Source organism: Devosia albogilva, assembly GCF_042685625.1.
GTDB classification, from domain to species: domain Bacteria; phylum Pseudomonadota; class Alphaproteobacteria; order Rhizobiales; family Devosiaceae; genus Devosia; species Devosia albogilva.
The window spans coordinates 2,667,717-2,694,264 of sequence record NZ_JBHUNP010000001.1 but is presented as its reverse complement, the minus strand read 5'-3'; the positions used below and the strand labels follow the sequence as shown (position 1 = coordinate 2,694,264).

The window sequence follows — 26,548 nt, the reverse complement described above, 5'->3', positions numbered from 1 at the left end:
GGTTCTGAAAGCTCGCTGACGAGCTGCATAGGCTCGACGACACCTTCCAATCGCCGGCAGTCGGAGCCGTCTCCCGGAGTTGCGAGGGCAAATGCGTCGCGAGTGATTTTCGCGACAGTGCAGCACTTCCGGCACTATGGCCGCCGCACATCCGCACTCTGTCACTTGGTACGGACGCCCCGAAGCGGTCAGATGCCAACTAGCCACGTGCGCGAATGCTGGTCGAGGTCTACATATCCGAGCCGCGGCACGAGTACGACGATGAGTTCTGGCGCCGGCTGCCCGCCGAGCGGTTTGCAGCCATCCGCTGCACCTGCAAGATCTGGAATGGCGGGTGGTCGGTGAACGCGAGCTGAATCAACTGGCTCTGGATCTATCCCCAGAAAACGCAGCTGGCCCGCTAGGCCAGGACAGGCACGCACTCACGAGGGCAAGGGCCACTCCCGACCGATCCAGGACAGGGAGTGGTTGGCGCCGCGGCACCACCATCCAGCCAACTCCCGCGAACCAGGAGAGCTGTTCCGCAGCACCGGCTGTCACCAGCATGCCGAATCTGTTTGCGGCGAATACCATGTGATCAACACTCGGACTGACCAGATCAACCCGCTGGTCACCGTAGATGCAACCTCGCCAGAGGAGGCGGTGAGCCTTGCACTAGGCGTTCAGGCCTTCCCGTCGGGACGGCGCTACGATCTCGTGGCGCGGGTCTACTGGAGTACACCAGGCAATCGCAACATGATCAGGCTCTACAGCTTCCCTAAAGAAAAGCGGGTGCCGGCGCTATCCGTTTGCATTAGGAGGCTGGAAACGAGCACCTGCACAGCGTGCTGGCAGGTGCTTGAGCGTTCGCGGGTCGATCAGAAGTGCCAGTTAAGCCCAGCCGTGATCTGGTGAGTGCCGAACTCCCAGTCGGTCACGCCATACGCGGCTGCAGCATAGTCGGAGTACCGGTAAGATAGATCAAGCGAGATGCTGTCGCTCGCCTTTACCTCAACGCCGGCGCCGGCGGTCCACCCGAAGTGGGTGTTGCTGGCGACGGTCGCACCAGTGGTCGCGGTCAGGGTGCCTCTGGCAACCGCCAGACCGGCGGTCAGGTATGGCATGACTGCACCCGCGTCGTAGCCCACGCGCCCCCTGATGCTCCCTGTCCAGTTCACGTCGAAAGCGCTCGGGGGTGCGAAGACTTCGGCGTCGGTCAGATTGGACCAGGCGAGGTCGCCTACAACGCCAGCTACAATGCCGTTCGACAGGGTGAAGTTGACGCCTGCATTCACACCGAGCAGCTGACCGGTGAGATCGAAACTCACAGGCGAACTGGCAGCGCCCCAGACATGTCCGCCGAAGACGCCGACGAAGGCACCATCCCAGTGATTTGTCGCCGAGCCGGGAATCTCTATCAGCCCCGGGTAATCCTCCACGATCAGGTCGGCAGCTTGCGCGCCCGATGCAAGAACAACCAGGGCGAGACTTGCAAGCCCACAAACTCTAGAACGATTCATCTACGGCGATCCCCCAACGTTACGTCGGGCACCTTCGGCTATTATGGTTAACGCTGCCTTACAGCGACTTGCTGGCAACAACCCCGCGCGAACCTGCCACCGGCAAGTCGCCCCGCGGAGGCACCAAAAAGACCGATGTAGCTAGCCGCGGCATCCTACCTGGGGATCTACACATTGCCTCAAATTGCGAAGGACACCTCCTCGATCCAGGGCGTTCACAAAACACGGGCGGGAAATCCAACGAGGCCAATATGAAACGCTCACACGTCGCCGCTATTGTTCTTGCAGCATTCTCGTCTGTGCCGGGTCTGGCACACGAGCCTCCGCCCGTCATTGCTGCGGGTGACGCTACGGTCGTATACGTCTTTGCCACCTCGCCACAGGCGTTCGTCCCCGTCGCTGGCCTGCCTTCCTTCCTGTTGATGCCGGGTGCCGCCACGGGTCGCCACACAAGTGGTCTACACGGTCTCGCAACCAGTGGCGCCCCCGCACCTTACGACCAAGATCGATGTGGACTGCAGCAACTTCAGCGGCCCTGTCACCATCTCGGGACCCGATAGGTTCGGGCTGGACAGGAACGGCAACGGCATCGGCTGCGAACCGGAAGAACGTTGAGGCTGCGGGGGCGAGGCTGCGCTTGGTGGCTCACTCCGTTGTTGTGACAAGCGGTCGTTGTCCGCGTATGGCAATCCCTACCGGGAACTCCAAAGACCTCAACCCCGGCCTTTGAAGGCTGGGGCTTTTTCTTGGTCCAGGCGGTTGCGCGCTTGGAAGTGAGCCGCGACCGTCTTGCCCCGTGATATTGTGCCAGCAGGTCCTTTCAAACAGCTCTGCGCCATCTCGGTCGTCGGCCGTAGGATCAGCGGCTGGTGCACTGGTTGGTGCTGGCCGATGATGTTGGTTCAGGATTCGGTCCTGTCGATCTGTACCGACGACATCACCGCGCGGTGGTCAGGGCCGAAGCAACCACCTGAAGGCCCGTCGTAGCTCAGCAGTACCGTCGTGCTGGTACCAGCGACCGTGCGCCAAGATCACCCGCTCTGGTGCCCACATGATCATCTGCTCGACCGCTTTCCTGAGATCGGCTTGTTGGTTCCTGAACGTCAATCGCATGTCGCGGGGCATCTGCCCGTCAGGATCGGAAACTCCACCAAGCTTAGTGAGAAGCCGGCCCAGCAATCCGAGCTTTTGCGGCTCGAAGTTCTCTATCAGATCGGTCAGGGCGAGGATACGGCTTGGCCGATGGAAGAACACGACCTCCGTCATGAAGCCACCCTCAACTGGCAGAGTGTCGATGCTGTCGTCCCAAGGATATCCTAGTCTCTCATCCAGAGGCAGGTGGTCGAAATCGATGCGGTCACCTGCTCGCTCCGGGATACCCCGCGCCAGATAGACCTGAGCCGAGGGAAAGGCGTCTCGCCATTCTGGTATCCACCAATAGTGGATCTTGTTCGGCCCGATGATCCATGTCGGCGTGCCAATGCCCTCGACTTCCGCTTTCAAGTCAGGAGCCAGAGGCGTTGGGGAATGGATGAACAGCTTCTCACCGGGCAATCTGATGATGGTCATCCGGGTCGGGAACTTCATCTTGGCTAGTGCGGGACCAAACTCGATCACCGGTCCATCGACGATCCAGATGTTCTCGCACACCGGCTTAAGGGTATTCAGGGGCGGATAGGTGTGGTTCGCGTGGGCCATGCTGGAAGCCTACCCAGGCCCCCAAGAGGAAGTCCACCCTCACCCTGGCGTGGCTGGCCTTCTCACGCAGCTCACGTCACCTAATCTCCGTATAGCTGGGTGATCGAGGCCTCGATCTATTGCTTGACGTTCCGCCCCTGCTTGGTGCGATGGCACACGAGCCTATATTGCCACACTGGTCCAGCGGACAGACGACCATCCGTTGCTCGAGGGGCCCCGCTTCGGTGTGGGCCGGCGCCAAACTTCAGTTCCAGCTACGCCTTCGATCACAATTGCAGCATTCACCAGGCAAGCAGGAACTCGCCACCAACACCTTTCGTTGGCGTCGTGCAGCAAACTGGACCGCTAATATGCCCAGGTTCTTCTTCAATCACCGAGCCGAGAGTGGCGACCAGGAAGTCGATGTCGAAGGCATGAAACTCGACTCCCTCAATGCCGCCTTGGAGGAAGCATCGTTCGCCGCACAGGCTGCGCTTGCGCTAGCTGACGAACCGATCTCAGGCGAGTTCGAGATCGAGGATGAAGGAAGGGTCGTTGTAGCAAGGGTTCCGTACACAGCTGCCGGCAGCGGCGAAAATGGCCCAGAGCAGCAGTGATCCCTGGGGTGACCAGGACTTCGAACTGCTCGTCCGTGAGGTCGCCTACGCGCTTTGGGAACGCGATGGCCGGCCAGAAGGGCAAGAGAAGCATTACTGGTTCAGAGCGATCGACAAGTGCATGCAGCAACGAGCCGAGGAAGATCGTCTTCGCCGGGGAATCGTCGACCCAATGTAATCCAACCTTGGCCTGCTCCTTTCACGCCGTGCATGGTATCCCCGTTACTGCGGGGTAGCTGGCGGCGCCGGGGTCGATGCACCCGTCCCTTGGACGGACGGGTTGCTGGCAGGGGCGTCAGGGTTGAAGTTCTCCAGCAGGTACACCGCCAGCAACACCACCGCCGCTACGGCGGCGAGCACGATTATTGTCCTGCGTTTCATCGGGATCTCCTGCTCATGCGTGACCTCAACTCGGATCTCAGCGCTTAGGGTGCAGGAAGACCCAATGGTCGTCATGGGTTAGCGGTGGTTGATCAGATCAGGCACGTCATAATGAGGCGGCGGCGTAGGCTTTAGGTTCATTCCCCCTGCACATCAGCCAGATTGGCCCTGATCGGTACTGGACTCCCCGGTTAGGCGAAATCCATCTCAATCGAGAACTTGGCACCTGTTATGCGGCCCTTCACCAGCGGGCCAGAACCGACACGGGTGTGGGAGCCTGGGACTGGCGGAGGATCCCTGCACTGCCGCGATCATGTTCTTGATCCGGTGTCCCAACTCCTGAATGAGGATATGCTGCTGCTCTTGGGTGCCGCTGCGACGTGCGGCCCCTGAGAGGCTGAGAGGTCGTGCGTGTTATCTGATAGTCAGCGGTCATCGACGCTTCGGCCATGGGTCAGAGCGTGCGAGTCGATCGCCACACGTTCTTGGCGCGATCCTCCGAGTGACTCCGATCAGATGCCCGATGACCTCGCCGGCCGCCGAGCGGTGTCGGCCCAGGGATCCGCTAGACGATCGCGGTCACATCGATCGCAATGGCGTAATCGGTGACGCTTTCTCAGCTCGGCGATGCGCTTCACGAGACCTTGCCCAGCAGGCCTAATCAACCATCAAGTCCGCGCCGCTAGGGGAAACAACGCCCTCTGAGGAGCAGCACCAGCCGGAAATCCGCACCGCACAAACCGACATCACGAAGGCCGGGTCAATAACGAGGCACCACCTGAAACCTGCCGTTCCGCAAGTCACTGCAAACTGGGGGCCTGCATGTGCCCCAATGCGGAGCCGATGGTGCAAGCACAACTTGATTACGTCGCTGTGAACTATTCGAAAGTGGCGGACACCGGCTCGAAACCCTCGGCTTCGACCACGACAGTCCTGCCTTCGAGCGGCAGGGCCCCGATCCGGGCACCGGTGATGATCACGTCGCCTTGCTTGAGGGGCAGCCCCCGCGCCGCCGCATGATCGGCGAGCCAGGCCAGTGAGCGCAGCACCGTCCGGGTCGTCGCCCCTCCCGCCACCCGGCCGATCTCCGTGCCATCGACGGCCATGATCATGGGCTGTTCGCCAAGCTTCGGCAGAGCGGCGGCGGAACGGGCCGGGCCCACGATCACCGCGGCATTGTTCTGCAGATCGGCGAGGCTCACCAGGAATGGCAGTGCCGACGGCGCGGCAAAGCGCGAGGACAGCACCTCGATGGCCAGGTGGAGGCTGCCGATGGCTTCGGCGAGTTCCTCCGCGCTGTAGCTTTCCGCACGCTGTGGCAGGTCGCGGTTGAGCGTGACGGCGACTTCTGCCTCGATGGCAGGAGCGGGGAAAGTCGACGCCGCGAGTTCCGCCTTGCCGCCGAACACGGTGCTGCGCGGTATGGGGGCGGCGAAAGGTTCGCCGGTTTCCGGATAAGGCTGGACCTTCCAGGCGCCCACCGGACCCAGTGTTAGTACCGTTTCGGTCTGGACGCGGTAGGCGGTTGCAGCGTCGGCCGGCACCAGTTCGGGCGGCAGGCTGTCGATCTGAACTCCGCGGGCTCGCTGGGCCACGAGCAGCTCGGTCAGTGGAAGGGTCACGGAAATCATCCTTGAAGGCGTGGGAAGGGCGCGGCGGACCTATGGCGCGGACTTGACGCGAAGCATGCGCAACAGAGGTTCGTAATGGTCGATCACCGCACGCCGATAGGCTTCGGCGTCGCCCTGCTGGGCGGAGCGGTAGAGGTCGCCATGCGCCTTGGCCGTTTGACGGAGGTCGGAGGGCAGAGCGAGGTCGAGCTTGGGCAGCACCGCGGTGTGGATGTCCCAGAACGCGGCTACCTGCCGATCTGGATGGGCAAATTCAATCGCTCGCTTTCTGCCCGGAATGGCTGCTGACTGATCTGCGCCATATTGGGGGTGGGCTCGAGAGCATGGTCCGACCGGGGATTAAAAAAGAGAGGGACAGTGGAACACCGGATGGGACCTATTTGATAAGTGGTCATGCCGAGTCCCAGGCGCCCCTCACGCTTGCGGCGGACCCGTAGCCGACCCTTCAGCTGTAGATCGCGCAGGGCTGGCACAACACCCTCTGCCACTGCACCGACTCGCTGAGGAGGATTGATACTCTCCGTTCGAAGGACGCTACCCTCGCAGGGTTTCGGGTGCGCGCGGAAAGATTACCGAATGAACCCTATGGATCAAGATCGCCTTCCGATTGTGGACACGGCGGTCGTCAACCCCCGGCAGGTGTTGCAGCCGGATGCCCTGTTTGAGGTCTACATCAACGAACGATCGTAGTTCGACTAGATGATTGCCGGTCTGCCCGGCCGAGTGGATGGCCAACACGACATCGTTTGCATTGACATGTGCCAACGGCGTAAGCACCACGACCGAACCAGAGCGCCAGCCAACCGCGAGATCTCTGTTTAGCCGTACTGCGTAAGCATCCGGTACACCGATCAGATCGTGGGGCCTTGGCGTCCAATCGAGCATCTTGATGTTGAGGATATCGCCGACGCTGCCCGGCTGCAGTTGAAATACTGGCAGGGCGGTGCGCATCGGCCGGGAGGGAATGGGCGCATCACCTCTCGCCCTCTCGCGCACCAATGCCGTGATCTTCGGCAGCGGTCTGAGCCTGGCTTTCCAGAAGTTTGAAGGCAGCGGCCGACCCTCGCTTAGCGATTGGGACGCGGCATCGCACGCTTGGTCAACACTGTCTGCGACCAGCGCCTGGGAGGTGATGGCGAGGGGCTGCTCTGCCGCAGTCGAGCCCTGATCCCTCATCTGCCGATATCCAGGTGGAACGCCGGGCCGAAAGAACGAAAATTTAGTGGAGCCAGATGCTGGCGGTTCCGGATCCTCCTCTCCGGTGGCTAAATATCTGACTGTAGTCTCAAGCGCCTTCGCCAGTGCCTGAAGGTTCTTGTCGGTTACGCTATTTTTCTCTTGGCGCAGCAGTTGCCCGACAAAGTCTCGCTTTCCAATTCGTTTGCTGACTTGGGTCGGACTTAGTTCGAGCGCGTCAAGGCGCAACCGCACCCGTTGCCTCAAGGTCAGCCCATCACCGCTTCTTGACGACCTCTCAAGCATGATCTTCCCCTTTTGGTTCGGGCCAAGTGGCACCCGCTTCCATGCTGTAACGTGGCGCTGGTCCACCCTATGCTGGCGGTGGACCTGCAATTCCATGCTGGTTCAGCGGCGACTATCAGCAGCTCAGAGCGGTTCGGCATCAGGATCAGCAGAGTCATCAGCTGGCAACACCGTTAAATCGGGACGGCGGTCGAAGCGGATATCCATGCTCGCCGCGAGGGCCGTGATGGCTTCCGGCTTCAGTTCTCCCTCTGCGATAAGGGCGGGTGAACGGCTGCTGAACTTAATCTTGACGACGAGGCCGGCTGCTTCAATCTTGTCGGCCTCCTCTTTGGTAGCATTCCGCAGCAGCCGCGCAATGACCGGAATGGGTTCCACCGAGCGCATATCGATCGCCGGATCGATCGAGTGGGCCACGGACGGGCCCTGACTGGTGAGTTGGGCGTTGAACTTATCGCGGAAAGTAACTGCACGATCGATCGCCGCTTTCTTGAAAGCTGCATCGTTGATCTTGGCTCGCAACTGGACGAGGTGGCCGAGAAGGACCTCGTAACCGCAGCTAGTCAGATCAAGTTCCACCGCGCGAAAGGCCGAAACCACGATCGCATCGCACCGGCGATCAAGCGCAGCACGTTCCGCGTCCAGTTCGCGCTGCATTTGAAGCAGGCGCTCTCGCTTTTCCCGCGCCGCAAGATCGAGGTTCAGTGTTTCAGAAAGAAAGGAAGCCATTTGGTGTAGCCCATGGTTGCAGATTTTTGCGATCAAACCCACGAAGCGGCGTGCGTAAACACCCCATCTGAGATTTCGCCGATCAACCGGGATTGCAATTTCGCTAAATTGCTCCGCATCTGCGCCAGACGAGAAATGGGGCAAATCTGACTCAGCTTACCACCTCGAAATCTGACTCTAGGGGAACAAGTGTGCCGACCGGCTTCGTAAGTGTTGAAACTGTCATGGCGGGGACCGGACGAATCGTGCGACGCGCGGCATACAACGCCCGTCGGCCGGTCACCGTAGCGAGAAACTCAAAGAGATACCGTCCTCGCTCTGCAGACGACCGTCTTGCCGGCGACCTCCTGATACCAAAGGCAAGCAGCGAGTTGGGCGCTCAGGTCGACACGTTCTGGAACGCGCTCGACATGGCAGTGAACAGTACGGGGCCGATCGGGCTGGATCTCATTTTGGGCCTGCCGACCCAAGACGAGCTCGAGCTTTCAGAGGCGGTGCGTCTCGTTCATGAATTCGCCGATCCTATAGTGGCGGACGGTCATGCTGTGCAATTTGATCTGCATGCTTTGCCCCGCCCCGCCCCTCTGGGGGACTACAGACATGCTCATGTACTCATCAGCCTCTTCGGCCTAGACGAGCTGAAGAGGATGAGGCGTCTGGAGACCCAATGGACGCCGATATTCCGCGCCTCCCCCGGTGGTTACCACAGCGAGAATTTGACGAACTGGCGAGGATATTGGGGAGAAGTTCAGTCTACCTTCTTTCGAAGCCAAGGCCTAAACCTGCTTCGTGTTCCTGCCGACGTTGGTCTGCCAGAAGTGCGGCTCGGACCACGGCGACTGAGGACGGACGCTTCAGCACGCCTCGAGCTAGCCAATCATCGCGCGAACCACCGAGAACGTTTCAGCGATGACATGGTGTTCCTCACAACATTGGCGTCCCACTCGCTCCTGCTTGAATATGGAGACATCCACAGCTCAGTGCGCTCCATCTTTCCCACTATTTCACCACGTGAATTGAAAGCGCGAACGGAACGCCTGATTGGCAAGGCCACATCGGTGCGCACGCCCGTGGGCAATCTTTATGGAACGACAGCGAGCATCGGCAAATGGGCAAAGGCATCTTCCGATGCAAATCGGCTCGCGAATACCCTTTGCACGTATGATACAATCGGGGTTCGGCCCGTTGAGCAAGCTCACGACATTTCCGCGGAACCGCTGTCGTATTGCGGGAAACGCCTTACCGTTCTTGTTGGTAGTGCAGCGACCGCATTGGTGGGTTCCGGGCCATTCGTGGATGATAGTACTCCACTCGCCAACCTGATCGAGTACTTCCAAGATCAAGAAATTTCTCTGACACTCGCCGTCCCTGACCTTCGAAGCCGATACCAGGTCAGACACCTCATCGATAAATTCAAGCTGCGCTGTGTTACGGTTGCAGGTCTCCTGACTTGGAAGAAGGCCGCGGGTGAAAAGCCGGCGGGGGATGTACTGCTGGTTTTCGACACCCAAGCAGTTCCTGATTCCTCCTTCGCTAACCTGCTCGAGAACGCCGCCACGCGGTTCGACAGGCTGATACTGACCTTTGACCAATCAAAGGTGGAACAACACCCCACCCATTTCCTAGCGATGTCGGTCATGGACCGGTTCGCGGAGCCCGTGTTTGTGCCTGTGCCGAGGCCAAATGTTCCACCGAGCAGATTTTCATGGGCTAAACTCGGTAGTGAGTTCCAGCACCATCACCCTTTGACGATCACGGGAATGTTCGAGAGATCGGGCATGCTATCGTTTGGTAGCGTTGTCGATGTTCTCGCTGACGCCGGTTCAGGAGATCAGATTATTGTGCCGGATGCTCGAACCGCGCAGACGTTCCGCGAGGCATTGCTAAGCCGAGATCAGCACCGAGCCGAAAGGTTAGCTCAGGAACATAAGCTGACGCTGGCTGGTGGACTGGACCTACTACACGGCGATATCGTTTGCTTGACTAAAGATCGGTATGACCTTCCGGCCGGAACCTTGGGTCGGGTAGATTTCAAAGGGGGCCGAGAGAAACGCTGGTCGGTCCAGTGGGCCGGCTCTCGCGCTCAGGTCGAGGCCAACTCTGACGATCCGATTGTTCACGCCTGTGTCTTGTCGCTGCGTCTGGGGATCAATAGGGCATTCGGAGGCGCGGACTCCATGAGCCGAGTATGGGAACCCCACTCCAGGTTGGTTTACGTCACGCGCTTAGCCTCTGCAGAGAGACTGATGCGGTTCGCAGCGACAGAAGGCGGACTGCCGGTCGTCATCAATCCGGCCGTGGCCACAAGCGCCCGAGGGCTGGCAGAGGCACTATCGAGTTGCCGCGCCGTCGGGCTCGGTGCCGCGATAGCGCACACAATTCTGGAGAGGGAGGGAGGCGTCGGTGACCTCCTCCCTGTGCCGAGTGAACACGCCGCGGGGTTCGTGCACCGCCTCGCAGACTTCGCTCCCCATATTGATCCTGAACCTGGTCCCGATCTTGATATCGATCCGGCTTCGGTGTCCCCAATGCCGAGCTCGCTCGGAACGGAAGAACTGTTTGATGCGACCGACGCGGAGCAGTCGATGGCCGCAGAGCAAATCGAAGACGACATCGACCTTGTGGATACACTTGAGGCTGCCCCGCAAGATTCTGAGGACAACCTTTCTGAGTACGACGCCGATTCTGCATCAATCGAAAATGACGATGACCCCAGACCAGACGAACAAGACGACGAGTATCTGGAGCCAGACGATGAGGAAAATGAACCTACCGACGATGCAGATCTGGGCTTGAATGAAGATCCAGAGATCTGATCGAGAGGTGGATGGACGACGTTTGGAGACCGCTTATTGCATAATCGAGGCTTATGGCGTCCCCATCTTCCTGCAGAACATGGCTCCAGCGGAGCTCCGCTCCCGCTGTCGATCGTCAACGCGGGTCAGTGTTTACGCTCCATCCGGCACTGACCTGATGGTGGCGGCTGGGCTAGGCTGCAATGGCTCGCATCGCTCGTTTGGAGAGTCCACCGGAGTGTTCCTGCTTGTCGCGGCCGGGCAGCCGCCGAGCGCGAAGCCGGAACGTTTTGCCGGTCCGCACCCAGAGTACTGTCCGGAATACGGGGCTCGAAGCATCCGCGCCATGGAGCTGCCGCTCGATATTGCAAGACCGGTGAGAACCTCGAGCGTGAATACATGACTGCGATATCATCGCCTTCCGCTGCCGGGCGGACAAAGCTCAAGAACTGCGCCACACAGAGCCCCCAACACGCCAGCCCCTTAGTCATGGTAAACCAACCCTTAACCGGTCCGGCGCCAGTCTGAGCCAAACTGCGGAGGGGCAATTTGATGGACACCAGAGTTCCCGCGGGATTGCTGCTCATTATATTGGCTCCGGCGTCTGCCCCCGCCATGGACCTGCGATACAGCTACCCCCCTGGACTCGCCCCCGCAGTTTCTACGCCGGTGATGGGTGATTTCACCGCAAGTTCGGTGGACGGCACTCTGCGTTTACGGGCAAGCCTTGGAGCCACCTACCTGCAAGCCAACGAACTGGTGTACTCCGGGGAGTATCGGGTGAGCAGATTGATCTGGGAAACCAAGGCTCCACTGTTGCGGGGCAGCGTTTCAGTTGATCTGGGGTATGGAGTGAGCCTGGGCGCTGAAGGCGCCGTGGCCATCAAGGGCGATTCCCATATGGTCGATTACGACTGGCTCTATGGAGACGATACGTTCGAGAACTGGACGCATCGCTCTGAGCACCCCGAGACTGACCTGGCGCATTTCTGGAGCGGAGCAGCGACCATCGGCTACGAGTTGGCCAATGTCGACAACGCCGTGGTGCGTCTGCACGGGGGGCTGCAGTTCACCGATGTGAAGTGGGATGCCTTTGGCGGCTCGTATGTATACAGCTCTGGCGCGGGGTTCCGCGACCTTCAAGGGAGTTTCGGCACTGGTGAGCCCGCCATCTCCTACCGCCAGCAGATGCCAGAGGTGTTCGTGGGCATAGACGGCGACGAATATTACGGTGACCTGCGCGTGGGCGGTCTGATGCGGGCAGGTCTGGTCGTGGGGGGCCTGGCCACCGACGACCATTGGATGCGAGATCTGCGGTTCACTGACGAGATCTATGTGCAGCCTGCCGTGGAATTGGGACTGGATGTCGGCTACGCGGTGGGGAGCAATGCTGAGATAACCCTTGGGGGCCGTTTGAAGCACATGTTCGAGCAGCGTGGCGACGCCACGTCTGTGGACACGAACCTGGGCACAAAACAAAGAAGCATCGACAGTGCAGCAGCCTCCTTCACGCAGGTGGATCTGACCGCTGGGTTGCGAGCTCGCTTCTAGCTCGCAATGGGGGAGCCGCTTGATCGCGTCTGCCCTGTTCTGATCCGTAGCCGTTCTCGTGGACAGCACACGAGACATTGGTACATCGTTGGTATTCGGCGCCCCTGCTGAGCCTTGATCAGAACGGCCGCTTCCCAACGCTTCTTTCCAAACAAGTTCACGACAGGCCGGATGGCGAGGTGCGGCGCCATGCCGATAACAGCGGTTATCGCGCATTCGCCTGTAGACCGCGTGTCGACAGCCGCCGAATTGACAGCAACAGAAATCTGATTTGCACCGGCTCTCCGGCCGATCCGGACACGGTGGCATCCAGCCTCGCCACGTCAAGCGGGACACACTCGAAAGGACGGGCCCTACGCACCTGATCTGAACGGATTTCACCTTGGGCCAGGTGATGCTACGCGTCAGCTCTGCTCTCGGCCGCTGGAGACGTGATCGCCGTCCTGGAGAGTACGCACATGCTTGAACTCAAAGATGTGCAGACGCCACCGCCCCCGCTAATCCCCCTCGCTCCCCCGCTTTGGGCCGTCTGCATCTCGGCCGAATTTTCACGGGTGAACCTGAGGGCGGGCGTATGTGGCTCATGTGAGGTTGCGGCAGGCTACCGATCATGCCCTATACTGCAGGGGATTCTGACGGGGGCAGCTGTGTTCAGGTTTGTTTTGTATTGCGCTTTGGCAGTGTTCCTGTCCGGTTGTTCCAACCAGAACATGAGCCTGAGCACCATGCAGTTCTCAGGCGCCACGGTGCCGTACCCCGAGAACTATGAGATGGAGGCCGCGCGAGTAATTCAGCAGCGTGGCGGCGATCCTGGATCCTCCAGGGTCTCACAGCCATGGGCGACCGTTGGTGCTGGCCCATTCTCGCCCAAGCGGTGGTACGTCTGTATCCGGGGACTGCCACCTAGCGGTAAGCCGCCCCAGCCGAAAGCCCTGGAGCTTGCAGAGGAACGGCTAGGCCAGCGAAGCCTAGCTGGCGTCTACCACGTTGTCCTGTTCTTCTCCGACAGAACGGGCAGGCCCTCGATAAGGACAGGATATGACTCGCCGCTCTGCAGGAACCTCGAATATCATCCGATCAACGTTGACCCGCCGGTGGTTTAATACGTGCAGGTCAACGTCCTTGTTTCAGAGAATCCCCAGGACGGCGCGGTACCGCAGCTGCTTGTGCTACCGTTTGGCCCGACGGTCTCAATCCCACCTCACTTGCACCACTTTTCGTGGCGCTATTTCGCAACGTGCGAAGCGGACGACAGGATCATCGGCTTGACCAAAGGTGAGGTTGAGGTCGCCCTCGCGCGGGACGGCTACCTGTTAGTGGCACCACGTCAATGAAGGTAACTAGCTCGGTGGTAGATGAGCGGGCCGAACCGAAATGCTTGTTCTCCCCTCGGGTCCTAGTTTGAGTTTCCCTTGCATCGCGGTACCGCGGCCACACGCGCAACGGAGTGGGACAACCACAGTGGATTGCACTTCGATGGAACTCGCGTCGAATGCCGAGCGGCAATCTGGCCGACCTTACGAACACAGCCGAGGGCCGGCCTAGCGATGCGACCTGAGGATGCCCAGAGCCTTTGGGTTCACGTCTTTTTTGCCCATGCGCAGCGGCAAGTATTGGTCCTGCCTGCCGACAGCAGCACTGACCTGCCACCGTCATTACAGCATTTGGAGTGGCGCAAGGTGGCGGAGACAACGCTTGGCGATCGCCTTCTTGCACCGGCATCACCAGTCATCGAGGCGGAGCTTGGCGCCCACGGCTACGCCGTGCTGAACATTGTAACCTACTAGTTGCCGCCCGGCTGAACAGAACCACGACTTTGTACTGGTCAGACTGACGGCGGCGGTTTTCGGCCAAGAGCATGGGGTGCATCCAGGGAGTGGGATGCTGGACGAGCTGCAGGTCGGTCGCCCAGCAGAAGCACCGCTGTTCCGCCAGCGGTAAGCAACGGGATGCTGCCCACTCGGAACAGCCAGCGCATGGTGCCAGTTAGACCGGCGATACCTGACGTTATCGCGCCTTTTCAGCCGCCGTCGGCCCTTGCGGCGCCACCTGGCGCGGAATTCTGCGTCGGACCGTTGGAGCGCTGACGGGATCACCGCGATCCTGCCGGGGACTTGCGGAACCGTTGCTGCTGTTGCGCCGGAACCGCAGGCAGCGAGCATGCCCGCCACCTTCCCCCTGCCCTCGCCGGCGAGACCACAGGATGAGCATGTGCCGCCTGCTCGTGGTGATCGGGCCATCCAGGCGTGGCGGCTGACGACGGCATTTTGCCAGTGTCCTGCGAAGCGTCGCCGAACTCCACTCCCCTGCCCCCCCCTATGTCCTGTGCCGGTGCTCACCCCGAACCTGGCGGGCTCGTGCTCCGCTTCCGGTGGACCGCCGCATCCGCCTCGACCATACCAGTGATCACGGCGACCACGGCTCGCTCCCGATGGTCCGTTGATGGTTGTCAATGTGACTGCCTGCGCCCCACGCCAACACTGCCGGCCAGTGAATACCAATGCGGCATTCGCAGTGATGGTTCGGAGCAAAGCCGGCCGGCATGGGCAATAAGGGCGCATCAAGCATGAGCGCCGGGTCCCTTCCCGCAGGCACAGGGAGACAGGGCAATGGCGATCGTTCTCAATGGCAGCTTGAGCGACTGGACCGCGGCGGACCGGCTGGAAAAGTCCGGCACCACCGTGGCCAACCACGAGGTCTTTGGTCGCTTCGAGGACGGCAAGTTCTACTTCGCCCTCAACTCGGCAGCCCCTGTCGGGCACAACACCACCCTTTGGCTCAATACCGACAGGAACTCGCAAACGGGCGAGCAGGTGTTCGGCGCCGCAACCGGTGCCGACTTTCGGATCGAGTTCGATGCCGACGGCACACCGATGCTCATTAATGCCATCCTCGGCGGCGCAACCCTCCCGCTGACATTCGCCCGCAGCGAAGACGGCAGGATCCTCGAGTTCGAACTCGACCCTGCCCAGATCGGCAACGCCGGAGCGGTCACCTTCGCCCTCGACATCAATGATGGACCGCATCTTCCCGAAAGCTATTTCGTCGGCGGCTATACGGTCGTCGACCCGGCCGCCAACCCGCTTGATGGTAGCCTGGACGAGTGGACCCGGTCCGATCGCATCGATACCCCCCTCACAGCCCGGCAAGGCTACGAAGTTTTTGGTGCGGCAGCCGACGGCATCTTCCAGCTGGCGCTCAAGGCACCTGGCCCTATCGGCAACGGCACAACATTCTGGCTCAATACCGACAACAATACCGCGACTGGCACCCCCATCTTCGACATTGCGGGAGTCGGCGGCGCCGAGTACCGCATCGAAGTCGATGCCGGAGGTATTGCCCGGCTCTATACCGGATCCGGTACAACGCCACTTGCGACCCTCAACTCGATGCTCGGGTCGGACGAAACCACGCTGGAGCTGTCCGTACCGAAGGCCCTGGTCGGCAACACCTCGCGGCTCGACATCTTCATCGATGTCAACAACAACAACGACGGCTTTATCCCTGGCAGTTACTTCGGGCCCGGTCTCACGCTGGTGGACGACCCTGGCGCCCAAGTACCCGAGACCGGTGAGCGCAAGATCGCCATCGTCTATTCGGCGACCACTGCCGCCCAGTTCTTCAGTCCCATGGCCTATTCGCAGCTGTTCATGTCGGCACAGAACCAGGCTATGGCCGCCGGTATTCCCTTCGACGTGATCGATGAGGATGACCTGACCGATCTGGCCAAGCTCAGCCAATATGACGCGCTGGTGTTTCCGTCCTTCCGCAATGTTCCGGCCAACCACGCGGCTATCCAGGAGACCCTCACCCGGCTCGTTTATGACTACGATGTGTCCCTGATCACCGCCGGCGACTTCATGACCAATGACGCGACTGGCGCCGCCCTGCCGGACGCCTATGCTCGCATGCACCTGTTGCTCGGCCTCGAACGCGTAGGAGGCAGCAATGGCAATGTCGAGGTCAAGGTCGTCGCCGGGCCCGATGGGCACCCGGTCACCGAGGGGTATGCCCCTGGAGCCACGATCCACAACTACGCATCGATCGGCACTTCGTATTTTGGCGCGGTCAACGAGGCATATACGCCGACGACGACCATCGCTTCGCAGGTGGTCGACAGTGCCACCCATGACGCGGTGGTCGGCACTGTCACTGGCGGCAAGAATGTGCATTTTGCCACCGAGAGTCTGCTTGGCGACAGCAATCTGCTCGGTAAGGCCCTCGATTGGGTCACCAGCACGGGATCAGGTCCTACGGTGTCCCTGCATATGAGCCGGAACAGCTCGATCGTTGCGTCTCGCAACGATATGGACCAGTCGCAAGAAAGCTACGACGTTGATGGTGAAGGCAATGGGGGCATCGGCATCTATGACGTGCTCCTGCCGATACTGCAGAGCTGGAAAGAGCAGTACAACTTCGTAGGGTCGTATTATGTGAACGTCGGCGCCAACCCGCCCGATCAGGAAACCAATTGGCTGATCTCCAAGTTCTACTACGACCAGCTGCTGGCCATGGGTAACGAGATCGGCTCGCACTCCTATACTCACCCGTCCGATACGAACTTCCTTGCCGGCGTCATCGACACGCAGGAGGAGCTTGACGCCTTTGCCGCCCTCTATGCGCAGCCGGGCAATGTCGATGGTGATCCTGCGATCGCGGCGCAGCTCGCCAGCATGACCCTGGCGGAGTACCAGGCCGCGCTTGGCCGCGGCATCGCCGCCGCGGATCCCGCCGCGCTGGACGCCCTCGACAAGGCGGTTCTTACAACCACCTTTCAGTTCCAGTTCGAGAAGGCCCGCCAGGTTCTGGAGGAGGAGCTGGGCATCAACATCGGCGGAGCGGCGGTCCCAGGCATGCCGGAGAGCCTCGCCACAGCGCGCGAGATCATCCAGTACTATGAGTACCTCTCTGGTGGCGCCTCCCTGGTGGGCGCCGGCTATCCGAGCGCCTTCGGCTACCTGTCGGCGGACGAGAACAACAAGATCTATCTGGCGCCAAACGTCAGCTTCGACTTCACGCTGATGGGCTGGCAGAACCTGACAGTCGAACAGGCGATCGCGGCCTGGACAGCAGAGTGGAACAAGCTCAACGAGAACTCGGACCTGCCGGTCGTGGTGTGGCCCTGGCACGATTACGGCCCCACCGAATGGGTGATCGATCCGCCGCTGCCGTCCGAGTACAGGGAGGAGATGTTCACCCACTTCATCCAGATGGCACATGGATCGGGCGCGGAATTCGTCACCCTTGCCGATCTCGCCGCCCGGATGCAGGCATTCGAGAAGTCTGACTTCAGCTTTTCGGTAGCCGGGAACACGATCACCGCCATGGCGACTCCGACCAGCGGACAGGTAGGAACGTTCGCGCTCAACCTCGATGATCTCGGTGGGCAGACGATCAGGTCTGTGGCGAACTGGTATGCCTATGACGAGGACAGCGTGTTCCTCGATGCAGATGGTGGCGAGTTCCAGATCGAGCTCGGCACCACCACCGAGGACGTGACCCACATCACCAGTCTCGACCAGCGCATGAAGCTCGTCTCGCTCTACGGCGACGGCACCAACCTGACCTTCACCGCCGAAGGCGAGGGGATCGTCAAGGTCGCGCTGAAGGACTACCAAGGCACGCCGTTTGCGGTGACCGGCGCCACTCTCGTGAGCCAGGTCGGCGATGTTCTCACACTGAAGCTGCCAACACTCGGCACCCACAACGTAGGTGTCGCGCTTGTGGACGCCGCACCCACAGGGATTTTGGTGAGTGACCAGATCACGTTGCTCGAGAACACGAGTTCACGCACCAAGGTGGCGACGATTGCTGTTTCTGACCCGGACCTTGATCCGCGTCTCCGTGACAATGCTGTCACAGTTTCCGATGACCGGTTCGTGTTCGATGAAACTGATGGTGGTCTCTACCTACAGTCCGGCAAGAGCGTAGATTTCGAGGCTCAGTCCTTCATCGATCTGTTGCTCTCGACCGGATCGGGAGCCAGCGCGATTACCAAAGCCGTGCAGCTGTCGGTCACGGACGTGAACGAAGCGCCGACTAGCATCGTCGTCTCCAATCAGATCGCTTTGGCCGAGAACACTACCATTCGGACCAAAGTCGCCGATCTATCCGTTCTTGATCCAGACACGAGCGCTGCCTTCCGCAACAACGCAGTGGCGGTGAACGACAGTCGGTTCGAGATCGCTGATGATGCGCTGTACTTAAAGGCGGGACAAACCGTTGACTTCGAGACAAGTTCGGCCGTTGAGTTAGTGCTTTCAACAGGTTCAGGAGACGACACCATCAGCAAGAGCGTAAGGCTCGCGATAGGAGATGTGCCCGAAGATGCCGTTTCACTGGTACTTCGCTCTTTCACGCCAAGCGCTGAGGGGTGGAATAGCAACGACCGCTACCCCCGACACCTGGCTGATGTGAATGGCGACGGAAGTGCAGACATCGTCGGGTTTGGAGATTCAGGCGTCTACGTCGCCGTAGCCAACGGACAAGGAGGCTTCAACAGCCCTTCCATGGTCCTGGAGGGTTTTGCGCCGGCCATCGACGGCTGGGTCAGCAATGACCGTTTCCCTCGGCACCTCGCTGATGTGAATGGCGACGGAAGTGCAGACATCGTCGGGTTTGGGGATTCAGGCGTCTACGTCGCCGTAGCCAACGGACAAGGAGGCTTCAACAGCCCTTCCATGGTCCTGGAGGGCTTTGCGACGATTACTGACGGCTGGGTCAGCAATGACCGCTTCCCCCGGCATCTCGCTGATGTGAATGGCGACGGAAGTGCAGACATCGTCGGGTTTGGGGATTCAGGCGTCTTCGTCGCCGTAGCCAACGGGCAAGGAGGCTTCAACAGCCCTTCCATGGTCCTGGAGGGTTTTGCGCCGGCCATCGACGGCTGGGTCAGCAATGACCGTTTTCCCCGACACCTGGCTGATGTGAATGGCGACGGAAGTGCAGACATCGTCGGGTTTGGAGATTCAGGCGTCTACGTCGCCGTAGCCAACGGACAAGGAGGCTTCAACAGCCCTTCCATGGTTCTGGAGAGTTTTGCGCCGGCCATCGACGGCTGGGTCAGCAATGACCGTTTCCCTCGGCACCTCGCTGATGTGAATGGCGACGGAAGTGCAGACATCGTCGGGTTTGGGAATTCAGGCGTCTACGTCGCCGTAGCCAACGGACAAGGAGGCTTCAACAGCCCTACCATGGTCCTGGAGGGCTTTGCGACGACTACTGACGGCTGGGTCAGCAATGACCGCTTCCCCCGTCACCTCGCTGATGTGAATGGCGACGGAAGTGCAGATATCGTCGGGTTCGGGGATTCGGGCGTCTATGTCGCAGCATCTAATGACTGGTTTGCCTAGTACTAGCTGGCAAGCTGGTACGCTAGCCTCGGGGCGCGGTCACTGAAGTGGACCCCGTTTCACCGGACAGGCGGCGGTTGGGTTTAGGCACTCAGGCGCAGGAACTCGCAAGGTGAGCGGTACTTGAGGCCGGAGTGCGGGTGGACCTCACAGTAGTCGTCGATCCATTCGGGCAACGTCACCAGGATGTGTCGGCGTCTGGGAGGATGACGGTTGAGGCGTAGTCCCTCTTCAGGGGTTTTAACGAAAGCCTCGGACATGCCATTGCTCTGCGGGCTTCGAACCGGGGTGAAGTGCAGGTCAATGCCCAGTGTCGCCGCCACTTGTGCGGTCTGCCTGGCGATATAGGCGCCGCCGTTGTCCGAGAGCCATTTGGAGCGCACCCCATTTTGACCGGACAGGCGGCATAGCCGATAAGGCATAGGCATGCGCCTATGAGTACGACTATGTCCAAGAGTCCCGACGAGCCGTTTCGACGCGTCGAAGCCATCACCTCCGTGCAGCGCCGGCGGCGCTGGTCCGTCGCCGAGAAGGTGCGGCTGGTGGAGGAGGCCATGCAGCCGGGCATGAGCGTGTCCTATGTGGCACGACGCGCCGGCATTTCCCCGTCCCAGCTCTTCGCCTGGAAGCGCCGCATGCTCGAAGGCGGCCACGCGGCGGTTCAGGCCGACGAGGATGTTGTTGGCGCCTCCCAGGTCCGCGAGTTGGAGAAGCGTGTGCGCGATCTCGAGCGCATGCTGGGCAAGAAGACGATGGAAGCCGAGATCCTCAAGGAAGCCCTTGATCTCGCGCGCCCAAAAAAACGGACCTCGCCCTTGCTGTCGTGGAGCAATCCCGAGGACGATACCCAGTGAGCGCCATTGCCCGTACGCTGGGCGTCTCCAGGTCCAACCTGGTCGAGCGTGCCAGCAAGCCTGCCAAGCCGCGCGGGGCTTACCGCAAGGCCGATGATGTGGTCCTTCTTGCCGAACTGCGGCCGATCATTGACCAGCGCCCCACCCATGGCTATTGACGGGTGACAGCATTGCTCAACCGGCAGCGGCGCAAAGACGGCAAGCCCGTGGTCAACGCCAAGCGTGTTCTCAGGATCCTGCAGCAGAACGGCCTCACCCTTCAAAAGCATACGGCTCTGCGGCCTGCCCGCACCCACGATGGTGTTGTTGTTGCCCTGCGCTCCAATATCCGGTGGTGCTCCGATCATCTGGAGATCCATGCCCGCAATGGCGAGGTGGTTCGCATCGTCTTCGTCATCGATGCCTGCGATCGCGAGATCATCGCCTGGTCGGCCGTTGCCAATGCCGGGATCTGTGGCGAGATGGTGTGTGACCTGATGATCGCGGCTGTCGAGCGCCGCTTCCGCACACTCAAGGTCACACACCGGCTCGAATGGCTCTCCGACAACGGCAGCGCCTATGTCGCCAGGCAGACAGCACAGGTGGCCGCGGCCCCGGCATTGACCTGCTCTTCAACCCGGTTCGAAGCCCGCAGAGCAATGGCATGTCCGAGGCTTTCGTAAAACCCTGAAGAGGAACTACGCCTCAACCGTCATCCTCAGAGACGCTGACGTTGCCCCCTGCAGCTAATCCAGTTTGAAGTAGGCTCTGGCCCAATGAGGACCAGAGATGAAACGAACCAGGTTCACCGAAGAACAGATCATCGGTGTTTTGAAAGAGCACGAGGCCGGCATCCCGATCGCCGAGCTGTGCCGCAAGCATGGCGTGAGCAGCGCCAGCATCTACAAGTGGAAGGCCAAGTATGGCGGGATGGACGTCAGCGAGGCCAAGAGGCTGAAGGCGCTCGAGGAGGAGAACACCCGCCTCAAGAAGCTGCTGGCTGACAGCATCGGTGCGAAGCGCCTGGTAGCGCATCGGTCATCCGGCAACACCCCAGAACTCGGCACGCCCGCCGCTCGCTCATCCCATACTTGGTCTGTAGATGAGCAACAGCCTCCCGCTCTACGGCGGGCGTTACCATTTTTTTCCCAGAAGATCCTTCAAGGCGGCGTTGTCGAGCATGTGATGTGGCGTTGCGCGAGCGGATGAAGACTATCGCTCATGAACGCCGCAGGTTCGGATATCGAAGGCTTCACGTGTTGCTCCGCCGGGAGGGTTACGAGGTCAACCACAAGCGGCTCTTTCGCATCTACCGAGAGGAGAAGCTGACCGTGCGTCGTCGAGGCGGCCGCAAACGGGCCATGGGGACCAGATCACCCATACTGGTGCCGGTATCGCCCAATGAACGATGGTCCCTCGACTTCGTCTCCGATCAGCTTACCGATGGCCGGCGTTTCCGGGTGCTGACCGTAGTTGATGATTGCACCCGCGAGTGCCTCGCCTTGGTGGTGGACACGTCGCTATCGGGGCTAAGGGTTGCTCGCGAACTCGAGACGCTCATCACCAGCCGCGGTCGGCCGAAGATGATCGTCAGCGACAATGTCCTAGGTCACAAAGAGACGCGATATCGGGGCAAGCAGGTCTCGATGCGGGAGTTTGCACCCGCGGAGTGATCATCGTCAATCCAGGCGGCTTCCACCGGTCAGGAAGAGCTCTCTGCCATAGCAAACACAGGGTCCATAGGCGTTCTAGCCTTGGCCCTGACCGTCCTTAAAACGAGATGCAGATCCAGGTGGAAGACCCAAGCATTATCTACAGGGTCGCGCTTTGCGCCCTAATGGCTCCACAGAGAGGGGTTCTCCCACCTGGCACCGTCCCCTCGAAAAAGGGGCGGTAGTCGGCACCGCTTTTGATGACGGCGTGGACAACACGCGCCATCTTGGCGGTTATAGCGGTGAGCGCCTTGCGCCGCAGATCGGGGTTGTCCCGGTCACGAGCTATGTAGCGCTCGAACTTGTCGCGAAAGCTATTCTCCTTCTGGCGAATGGCCACCTGCGCGGCTAACCACAGGGTCCGCCGCAAGCGTGCATTGCCATACTTGGACAACTTGGTTCGGCCGCGAAACACACCGGACTGGTGCGTGGACAGGTCCAAACCGCAGAACTTGAGGAACTGGCGGTGATGACCGAAGCGGCTGATGTCGCCAGCTTCGGCGATGATCGACAAGGCGTTGATCGGGCCGATGCCCGGGATCTTGCGCAGCTGCTGGTAATCAGGACTGTGCGCCAGCATGGTATCGGCCATCTTCTCGATGGTATCGCGCTGCCGGATCAGGCTGCGTGCCTCGGCCAGCACCATCCTGAACATGGTGATGGCAGGAGCGTTGAGCGGGATGGGAAGACCTATGGATGTTCTTGCGGTCTGATAAATATCGGCCAGCAGCCTCGCCTTGGATACCTTGCGGCCAACGACGTGCCAGGCTGCCTCAATAAAGGCTGCTTCATCCATGACGGTGATGCTGGCCGGCGTGGGGAACACTTCCAGGAAGGCAAAGAACCAGTCGCTGCGGCTGCTCTGCCGGAAGCGCTCGGCCTCTGGGAAATAGAGCGGCAGGTAGTGGCTCTGGATCCGGTGCAGGATCTCGGTCTTGGATCGGGAGATCGCCTCATGGGTTTTGGATAGTTCCTGCACGTCATTGATCCCGGCCAGCAGCGGGTCATGATAATGCTGAGTGGCGCCAATCCGCAGCATATGCAGGATGACCTGTGCGTCCTTGGGATCGTTCTTGTCCCAGCTGTTGTGCAGTGCCTCTCGGGTGCGCGCCGCAGCCATTGAGGAGACCAGCCGAACTTCGAAGCCGGCCTGGATCAATCGCCAGGCGATGGGCCGGTGGTAGTTGCCGGTCGCCTCGAAACCGCAGATCACCGTCTTGCCGGTGTCGAGCAGCAGGGCGATCAGCCGGTCATGATCCTCGCGGGCATTGCGGATCGTGAGCTTGCGCCGGCGTTGCCGGCCCGGGATCTCGATCAGGACTTCGTTGCGAGCCTTGGCAACATCGATCGCTACCAGTACGGCGTCGGCTGGCGTAGTCTGCTTATTGGTCATGGTCGGTCAGTCTCCAAACGAGGCATTGAACACCTCCAGTTTAGAGACCTGCTGGTCGGCCATGGCCACGCGAAGCGGCGCTGCTCCGCAACCCTGGCCAGTTCCGCTGCGCCGCTTCCCAATGTGCTATGGGACGGAGTTTACCTCGAACGCGATCCTGGGCTTTGCGGATCGCCATCGTATCGACTGGCACTACATCGCACCGGGCAAGCCGATGCAGAACGCCTTCATTGAGAGCTTCAATGGCCGGCTCAGAGACGAGCTGCTGAACGAAACGCTCTTTCCCTCGCTCTCCTACGCCAGAGCTGCGGTCGCAGGCTGGCGCTCGGACTACAACCTCAACCGACCCCACTCCCGGCTCGGCTGGATGACACCGACCGAATACGCCAACACCTTCCACCCGCGCCGTGATCTGCCGCTACGCTCCAGTGAAGGCTCCGCGGCAGCCCTCGCCGGCCAGATCGGCCACAACACTCGCCCGAGTCTACATCACGCTGGATAGAAGTTGGGGGCAACGTCAAAGTTGGGGGCAACGTCAGTTTTCCTCTCTGGTCGTCACTGAACCAGAGTTCAACTGAATTAGCCGCTGGGGCAATTCCTGCCGTCAGAAATACTGGAGCTCTCGAATGAAACCAAAATTCATGTCCTCCCCCCAAGCACCCGTACAGCATAGAATAACTTGCTTTTCTTGTTGTTAAAGATCAATGGATTACTGATCGCGAAACTCAGTCGTCTATACAATGTACTCCCGTGCCAAATATACTTCTGAATAACCGCTCTCTTCTCCGTGGATAGTGCATGGCCGAAAATCTCGTGAAACTCTTCGGCTTGCCTCTTTGCCTTGTCCTTTTGCAAGACCTCAGTTAACCGCCGCGCCCATAACTTGGCCCCTGATGGACGGCCGCCGATTGTATTGGAGCCATGCTGGCGATAAAGGATCCTGCTGTCCCTGTCGAATCTAACTTCGCCCAGGCCGGAGGACAGTAGATAAAGCCAATGATCGTGCAGAGTTGCGCGGCGCGGCCTGTGTGAACGGAACAATTCAAACAAGCTTCTATTCATAACCGCTGTAGCGCCGCCAAGGCCGCCTTGCACAAGTGCATGACCGAACCCTAGTTTTCCCGAGATATCGGGGCTCCAGCCGATGAAGTTCAGTCTTTCGTCAACTAACTTCATCCTTGAGGCGTATAGGGCTGGGCCGTTGCACTGTTCAATCGCCGTCACGCCCCGCAGCAGCTTATCGGTCTCCCAAACATCGTCAGCATCACTAAACGCATAAAAGTCAGAATCTAAAGGTGCGTCAAACGCGACCTGTAGGAAGCTCTCGCAGACACCGAGATTGTCTCCGCATCTCGCCTCGACTAGGTCACCGTAACCCTCGATGATCCTGCGGGTGGCATCCATCGACCCGTCATCACGGATAATAAGGCGAACATCAACACCGTCCTGAGCTAGAATGCTGTCGATCTGCTCTTGTAGGAAGCGCTGACCGTTGTAAACGGACATCATCACCGTAACGGTTCTCAATTGGCAGGTCCCTACTATAAGTCGAATGGTGACGTCAAAGCTGGGGCTGTCCGCAGGCCCAGTTGCCAATCCTTATTTTCGGAACCCGCCGCCCCTCTTGGCTGCTTTCAACCTAGGCGGGGGAGCTACCCGCCGGAGAAGGGCGCCGCCAGACACGGCGGTTGACAAAATCGGTGTAGCTTTGCACGATCCGCACTACCTTGTCAGAGACGTTGTCAGGAGCATAGTCAGCGGGAAGGCGCAACATGCGCGCATTGCCCCGCGGTTGATGCTCTAGGATCGCCAAAGCTTCTACGACGCGAGTAACTTCCAAACCTACCATCATCACCGATGCTTCCTCGAAGCCCTCCGGCCGCTCATGCACCTCCCGCAGGTTCAGTGCAGGAAAATTTAGGATCGCGCTTTCTTCCGTGATGGTCCCACTATCGGAAAGCACCGCACGTGCGTTCTGCTGGAGTTTAACGTAGTCTATGAACCCGAAAGGTTTCTCGAAACGCACGAGCTCGTGGATCTTCCTGCCAAGTGCATCCAGCCGCGCCCGCGTCCGGGGATGAGTGGAGACGATCACAGGAAGCGCGTAGCGGTGAGCCAGCTCATTGAGGATCTCGAGCAGCTTGTCCATCCTGTCAGGCGAATCTACATTCTCCTCGCGATGAGCACTGAGGACAAAGAACTGGTTCTCGGCGAGACCTAGATCCTCCACGATCCTAGACTGCTGAATATCAGGCGCATAGTACTCAATCACTTCTCGCATAGGGCTCCCCGTTACGATCACCTGTTCGGGAGGGAAGCCTTCGCGAAGAAGATACTCGCGCGCAATCTGGCTGTACGTGAGGTTGATATCCGCAACACTATCAACGATACGTCGGTTGATCTCTTCAGGGACGCGAAAATCGAAGCAGCGATTTCCCGCTTCCATGTGAAAGACTGGTATCTTGCGGCGCTTTGCTGAAATGGCGGCAAGACAGCTATTTGTGTCTCCCAAGAGCAAGACTGCGTCAGGGCAATACGTTTGGAGCTCCTTGTCTGCGGCGATAATAACTTTTCCGACCGTATCCATGCTACTAACTCCCGCCGCCTCAAGGAATTTATCCGGTCGCCTAATTCGGAGTTGTTTGAAGAAGATTTCGTTCAGCTCGTAGTCGTAGTTCTGGCCAGTGTGAATCAGGATGTGATCAAAGAATGTATCAAATTTATTGATAACACGCGATAGGCGGATGATCTCGGGTCTAGTGCCCACAATAGTCATGACTCTCATAAATTCTCCGCGTGATCGTGCATGTTAGTGGAAGTCACTCTATTCTGTTACAGTGTGCCAGTAGCTAGGCGCTGCCAGTTGCGCTGGCTTGTTCGGTCCTACGCCCGCGCT

17 protein-coding genes and 3 pseudogenes are annotated in these 26,548 nt (G+C 59.9%); 9 read left to right on the top strand and 11 right to left on the bottom strand.

Translation table 11 applies throughout. The annotated features are described in order from the left end of the window. Positions 1-215 precede the first annotated feature (215 nt). Complete coding sequence (locus ACFSX5_RS13505; protein WP_386834110.1) at positions 216-356, top strand: hypothetical protein; 141 nt, start codon at positions 216-218, stop codon at positions 354-356. Between the two features lie 501 nt (positions 357-857). Here ACFSX5_RS13505 and ACFSX5_RS13500 read toward each other — a convergent pair. Together ACFSX5_RS13500 and ACFSX5_RS13495 are read right to left on the bottom strand one after the other, a co-directional pair. Continuing rightward, positions 858-1,499, bottom strand: a complete 642-nt coding sequence (locus tag ACFSX5_RS13500; protein ID WP_386834108.1) for an outer membrane protein — start codon at positions 1,497-1,499, stop codon at positions 858-860. A 951-nt stretch (positions 1,500-2,450) separates the two neighbouring features. Further along, the gene (locus ACFSX5_RS13495) at positions 2,451-3,197 is read right to left on the bottom strand and encodes a DUF4336 domain-containing protein (RefSeq protein WP_386834107.1); all 747 of its coding nucleotides are present in this window, start codon (positions 3,195-3,197) and stop codon (positions 2,451-2,453) included. A 224-nt stretch (positions 3,198-3,421) separates the two neighbouring features. Between ACFSX5_RS13495 and ACFSX5_RS13490 the strand changes: the two genes are divergently transcribed. Continuing rightward, positions 3,422-3,793 carry a DUF6894 family protein gene (locus ACFSX5_RS13490; protein ID WP_386834106.1) on the top strand — a complete coding sequence of 124 codons (372 nt, stop codon included), beginning with the start codon at positions 3,422-3,424 and terminating at the stop codon, positions 3,791-3,793. Beyond that, positions 3,774-3,971, top strand: a complete 198-nt coding sequence (locus tag ACFSX5_RS13485; RefSeq protein WP_386834105.1) for a DUF2934 domain-containing protein — start codon at positions 3,774-3,776, stop codon at positions 3,969-3,971. Before ACFSX5_RS13490 ends, ACFSX5_RS13485 begins: the two co-directional genes overlap by 20 nt. Before the next feature lie 44 nt (positions 3,972-4,015). Here ACFSX5_RS13485 and ACFSX5_RS13480 read toward each other — a convergent pair whose 3' ends face one another. The 5 genes from ACFSX5_RS13480 to ACFSX5_RS13460 all read right to left on the bottom strand — a co-directional run bounded on the left by ACFSX5_RS13480 (position 4,016) and on the right by ACFSX5_RS13460 (position 8,016). Continuing rightward, the gene (locus ACFSX5_RS13480) at positions 4,016-4,174 is read right to left on the bottom strand and encodes a hypothetical protein (RefSeq protein WP_386834104.1); all 159 of its coding nucleotides are present in this window, start codon (positions 4,172-4,174) and stop codon (positions 4,016-4,018) included. A gap of 878 nt (positions 4,175-5,052) precedes the next feature. Then, positions 5,053-5,796 carry a 2-keto-4-pentenoate hydratase gene (locus tag ACFSX5_RS13475; RefSeq protein WP_386834103.1) on the bottom strand — a complete coding sequence of 248 codons (744 nt, stop codon included), beginning with the start codon at positions 5,794-5,796 and terminating at the stop codon, positions 5,053-5,055. 39 nt (positions 5,797-5,835) lie between these two features. Then, complete coding sequence (locus ACFSX5_RS13470) at positions 5,836-6,006, bottom strand: hypothetical protein (RefSeq protein ID WP_386834102.1); 171 nt, start codon at positions 6,004-6,006, stop codon at positions 5,836-5,838. 333 nt (positions 6,007-6,339) lie between these two features. Beyond that, positions 6,340-7,287, bottom strand: coding sequence for a helix-turn-helix domain-containing protein (locus tag ACFSX5_RS13465; RefSeq protein ID WP_386834101.1), 948 nt, complete (start codon positions 7,285-7,287; stop codon positions 6,340-6,342). Between the two features lie 123 nt (positions 7,288-7,410). After that, positions 7,411-8,016: a hypothetical protein gene (locus ACFSX5_RS13460; RefSeq protein WP_386834100.1), complete on the bottom strand. Its 606-nt coding sequence runs from the start codon at positions 8,014-8,016 to the stop codon at positions 7,411-7,413. Positions 8,017-8,207: 191 nt separating this feature from the next. On the opposite strand from ACFSX5_RS13460, the gene ACFSX5_RS13455 reads away from it, so the two are divergent. The 3 genes from ACFSX5_RS13455 (at position 8,208) to ACFSX5_RS13445 (ending at position 19,714) form a co-directional block, all read left to right on the top strand. Beyond that, positions 8,208-10,832, top strand: coding sequence for a hypothetical protein (locus tag ACFSX5_RS13455; protein ID WP_386834098.1), 2,625 nt, complete (start codon positions 8,208-8,210; stop codon positions 10,830-10,832). Between the two features lie 531 nt (positions 10,833-11,363). Then, on the top strand, positions 11,364-12,362 hold the full coding sequence (locus ACFSX5_RS13450; protein ID WP_386834096.1) for an omptin family outer membrane protease: 999 nt from the start codon (positions 11,364-11,366) through the stop codon (positions 12,360-12,362). A 2,609-nt stretch (positions 12,363-14,971) separates the two neighbouring features. Further along, a complete protein-coding gene (locus ACFSX5_RS13445; protein WP_386834095.1) occupies positions 14,972-19,714 on the top strand; it encodes an FG-GAP-like repeat-containing protein in 4,743 nt (1,580 codons plus the stop codon). Between the two features lie 83 nt (positions 19,715-19,797). On the opposite strand, the gene ACFSX5_RS13440 is transcribed toward ACFSX5_RS13445, so the two are convergent. Beyond that, a complete protein-coding gene (locus ACFSX5_RS13440; RefSeq protein ID WP_386834093.1) occupies positions 19,798-20,136 on the bottom strand; it encodes an integrase core domain-containing protein in 339 nt (112 codons plus the stop codon). A gap of 12 nt (positions 20,137-20,148) precedes the next feature. On the opposite strand from ACFSX5_RS13440, the pseudogene ACFSX5_RS13435 reads away from it, so the two are divergent. Together ACFSX5_RS13435 and ACFSX5_RS13430 are read left to right on the top strand one after the other, a co-directional pair. After that, positions 20,149-21,279 (top strand): annotated as a pseudogene (locus ACFSX5_RS13435) (IS3 family transposase); the annotation flags it as partial. Positions 21,280-21,336: 57 nt separating this feature from the next. After that, a pseudogene (locus tag ACFSX5_RS13430) lies at positions 21,337-22,148 on the top strand (IS3 family transposase); the annotation flags it as partial. A 211-nt stretch (positions 22,149-22,359) separates the two neighbouring features. Here ACFSX5_RS13430 and ACFSX5_RS13425 read toward each other — a convergent pair. Further along, a complete protein-coding gene (locus ACFSX5_RS13425) occupies positions 22,360-23,652 on the bottom strand; it encodes an IS110 family transposase (protein ID WP_386832819.1) in 1,293 nt (430 codons plus the stop codon). Between the two features lie 130 nt (positions 23,653-23,782). Between ACFSX5_RS13425 and ACFSX5_RS13420 the strand changes: the two are divergent. Continuing rightward, positions 23,783-24,154: pseudogene (locus ACFSX5_RS13420) on the top strand (integrase core domain-containing protein); the annotation flags it as partial. Positions 24,155-24,291: 137 nt separating this feature from the next. Here ACFSX5_RS13420 and ACFSX5_RS13415 read toward each other — a convergent pair. Both ACFSX5_RS13415 and wecB read right to left on the bottom strand, forming a co-directional pair. Further along, positions 24,292-25,179: a glycosyltransferase family 2 protein gene (locus ACFSX5_RS13415; RefSeq protein WP_386834091.1), complete on the bottom strand. Its 888-nt coding sequence runs from the start codon at positions 25,177-25,179 to the stop codon at positions 24,292-24,294. A gap of 112 nt (positions 25,180-25,291) precedes the next feature. After that, positions 25,292-26,437, bottom strand: a complete 1,146-nt coding sequence (wecB, locus tag ACFSX5_RS13410; RefSeq protein ID WP_386834089.1) for a non-hydrolyzing UDP-N-acetylglucosamine 2-epimerase — start codon at positions 26,435-26,437, stop codon at positions 25,292-25,294. Positions 26,438-26,548: the final 111 nt, after the last annotated feature.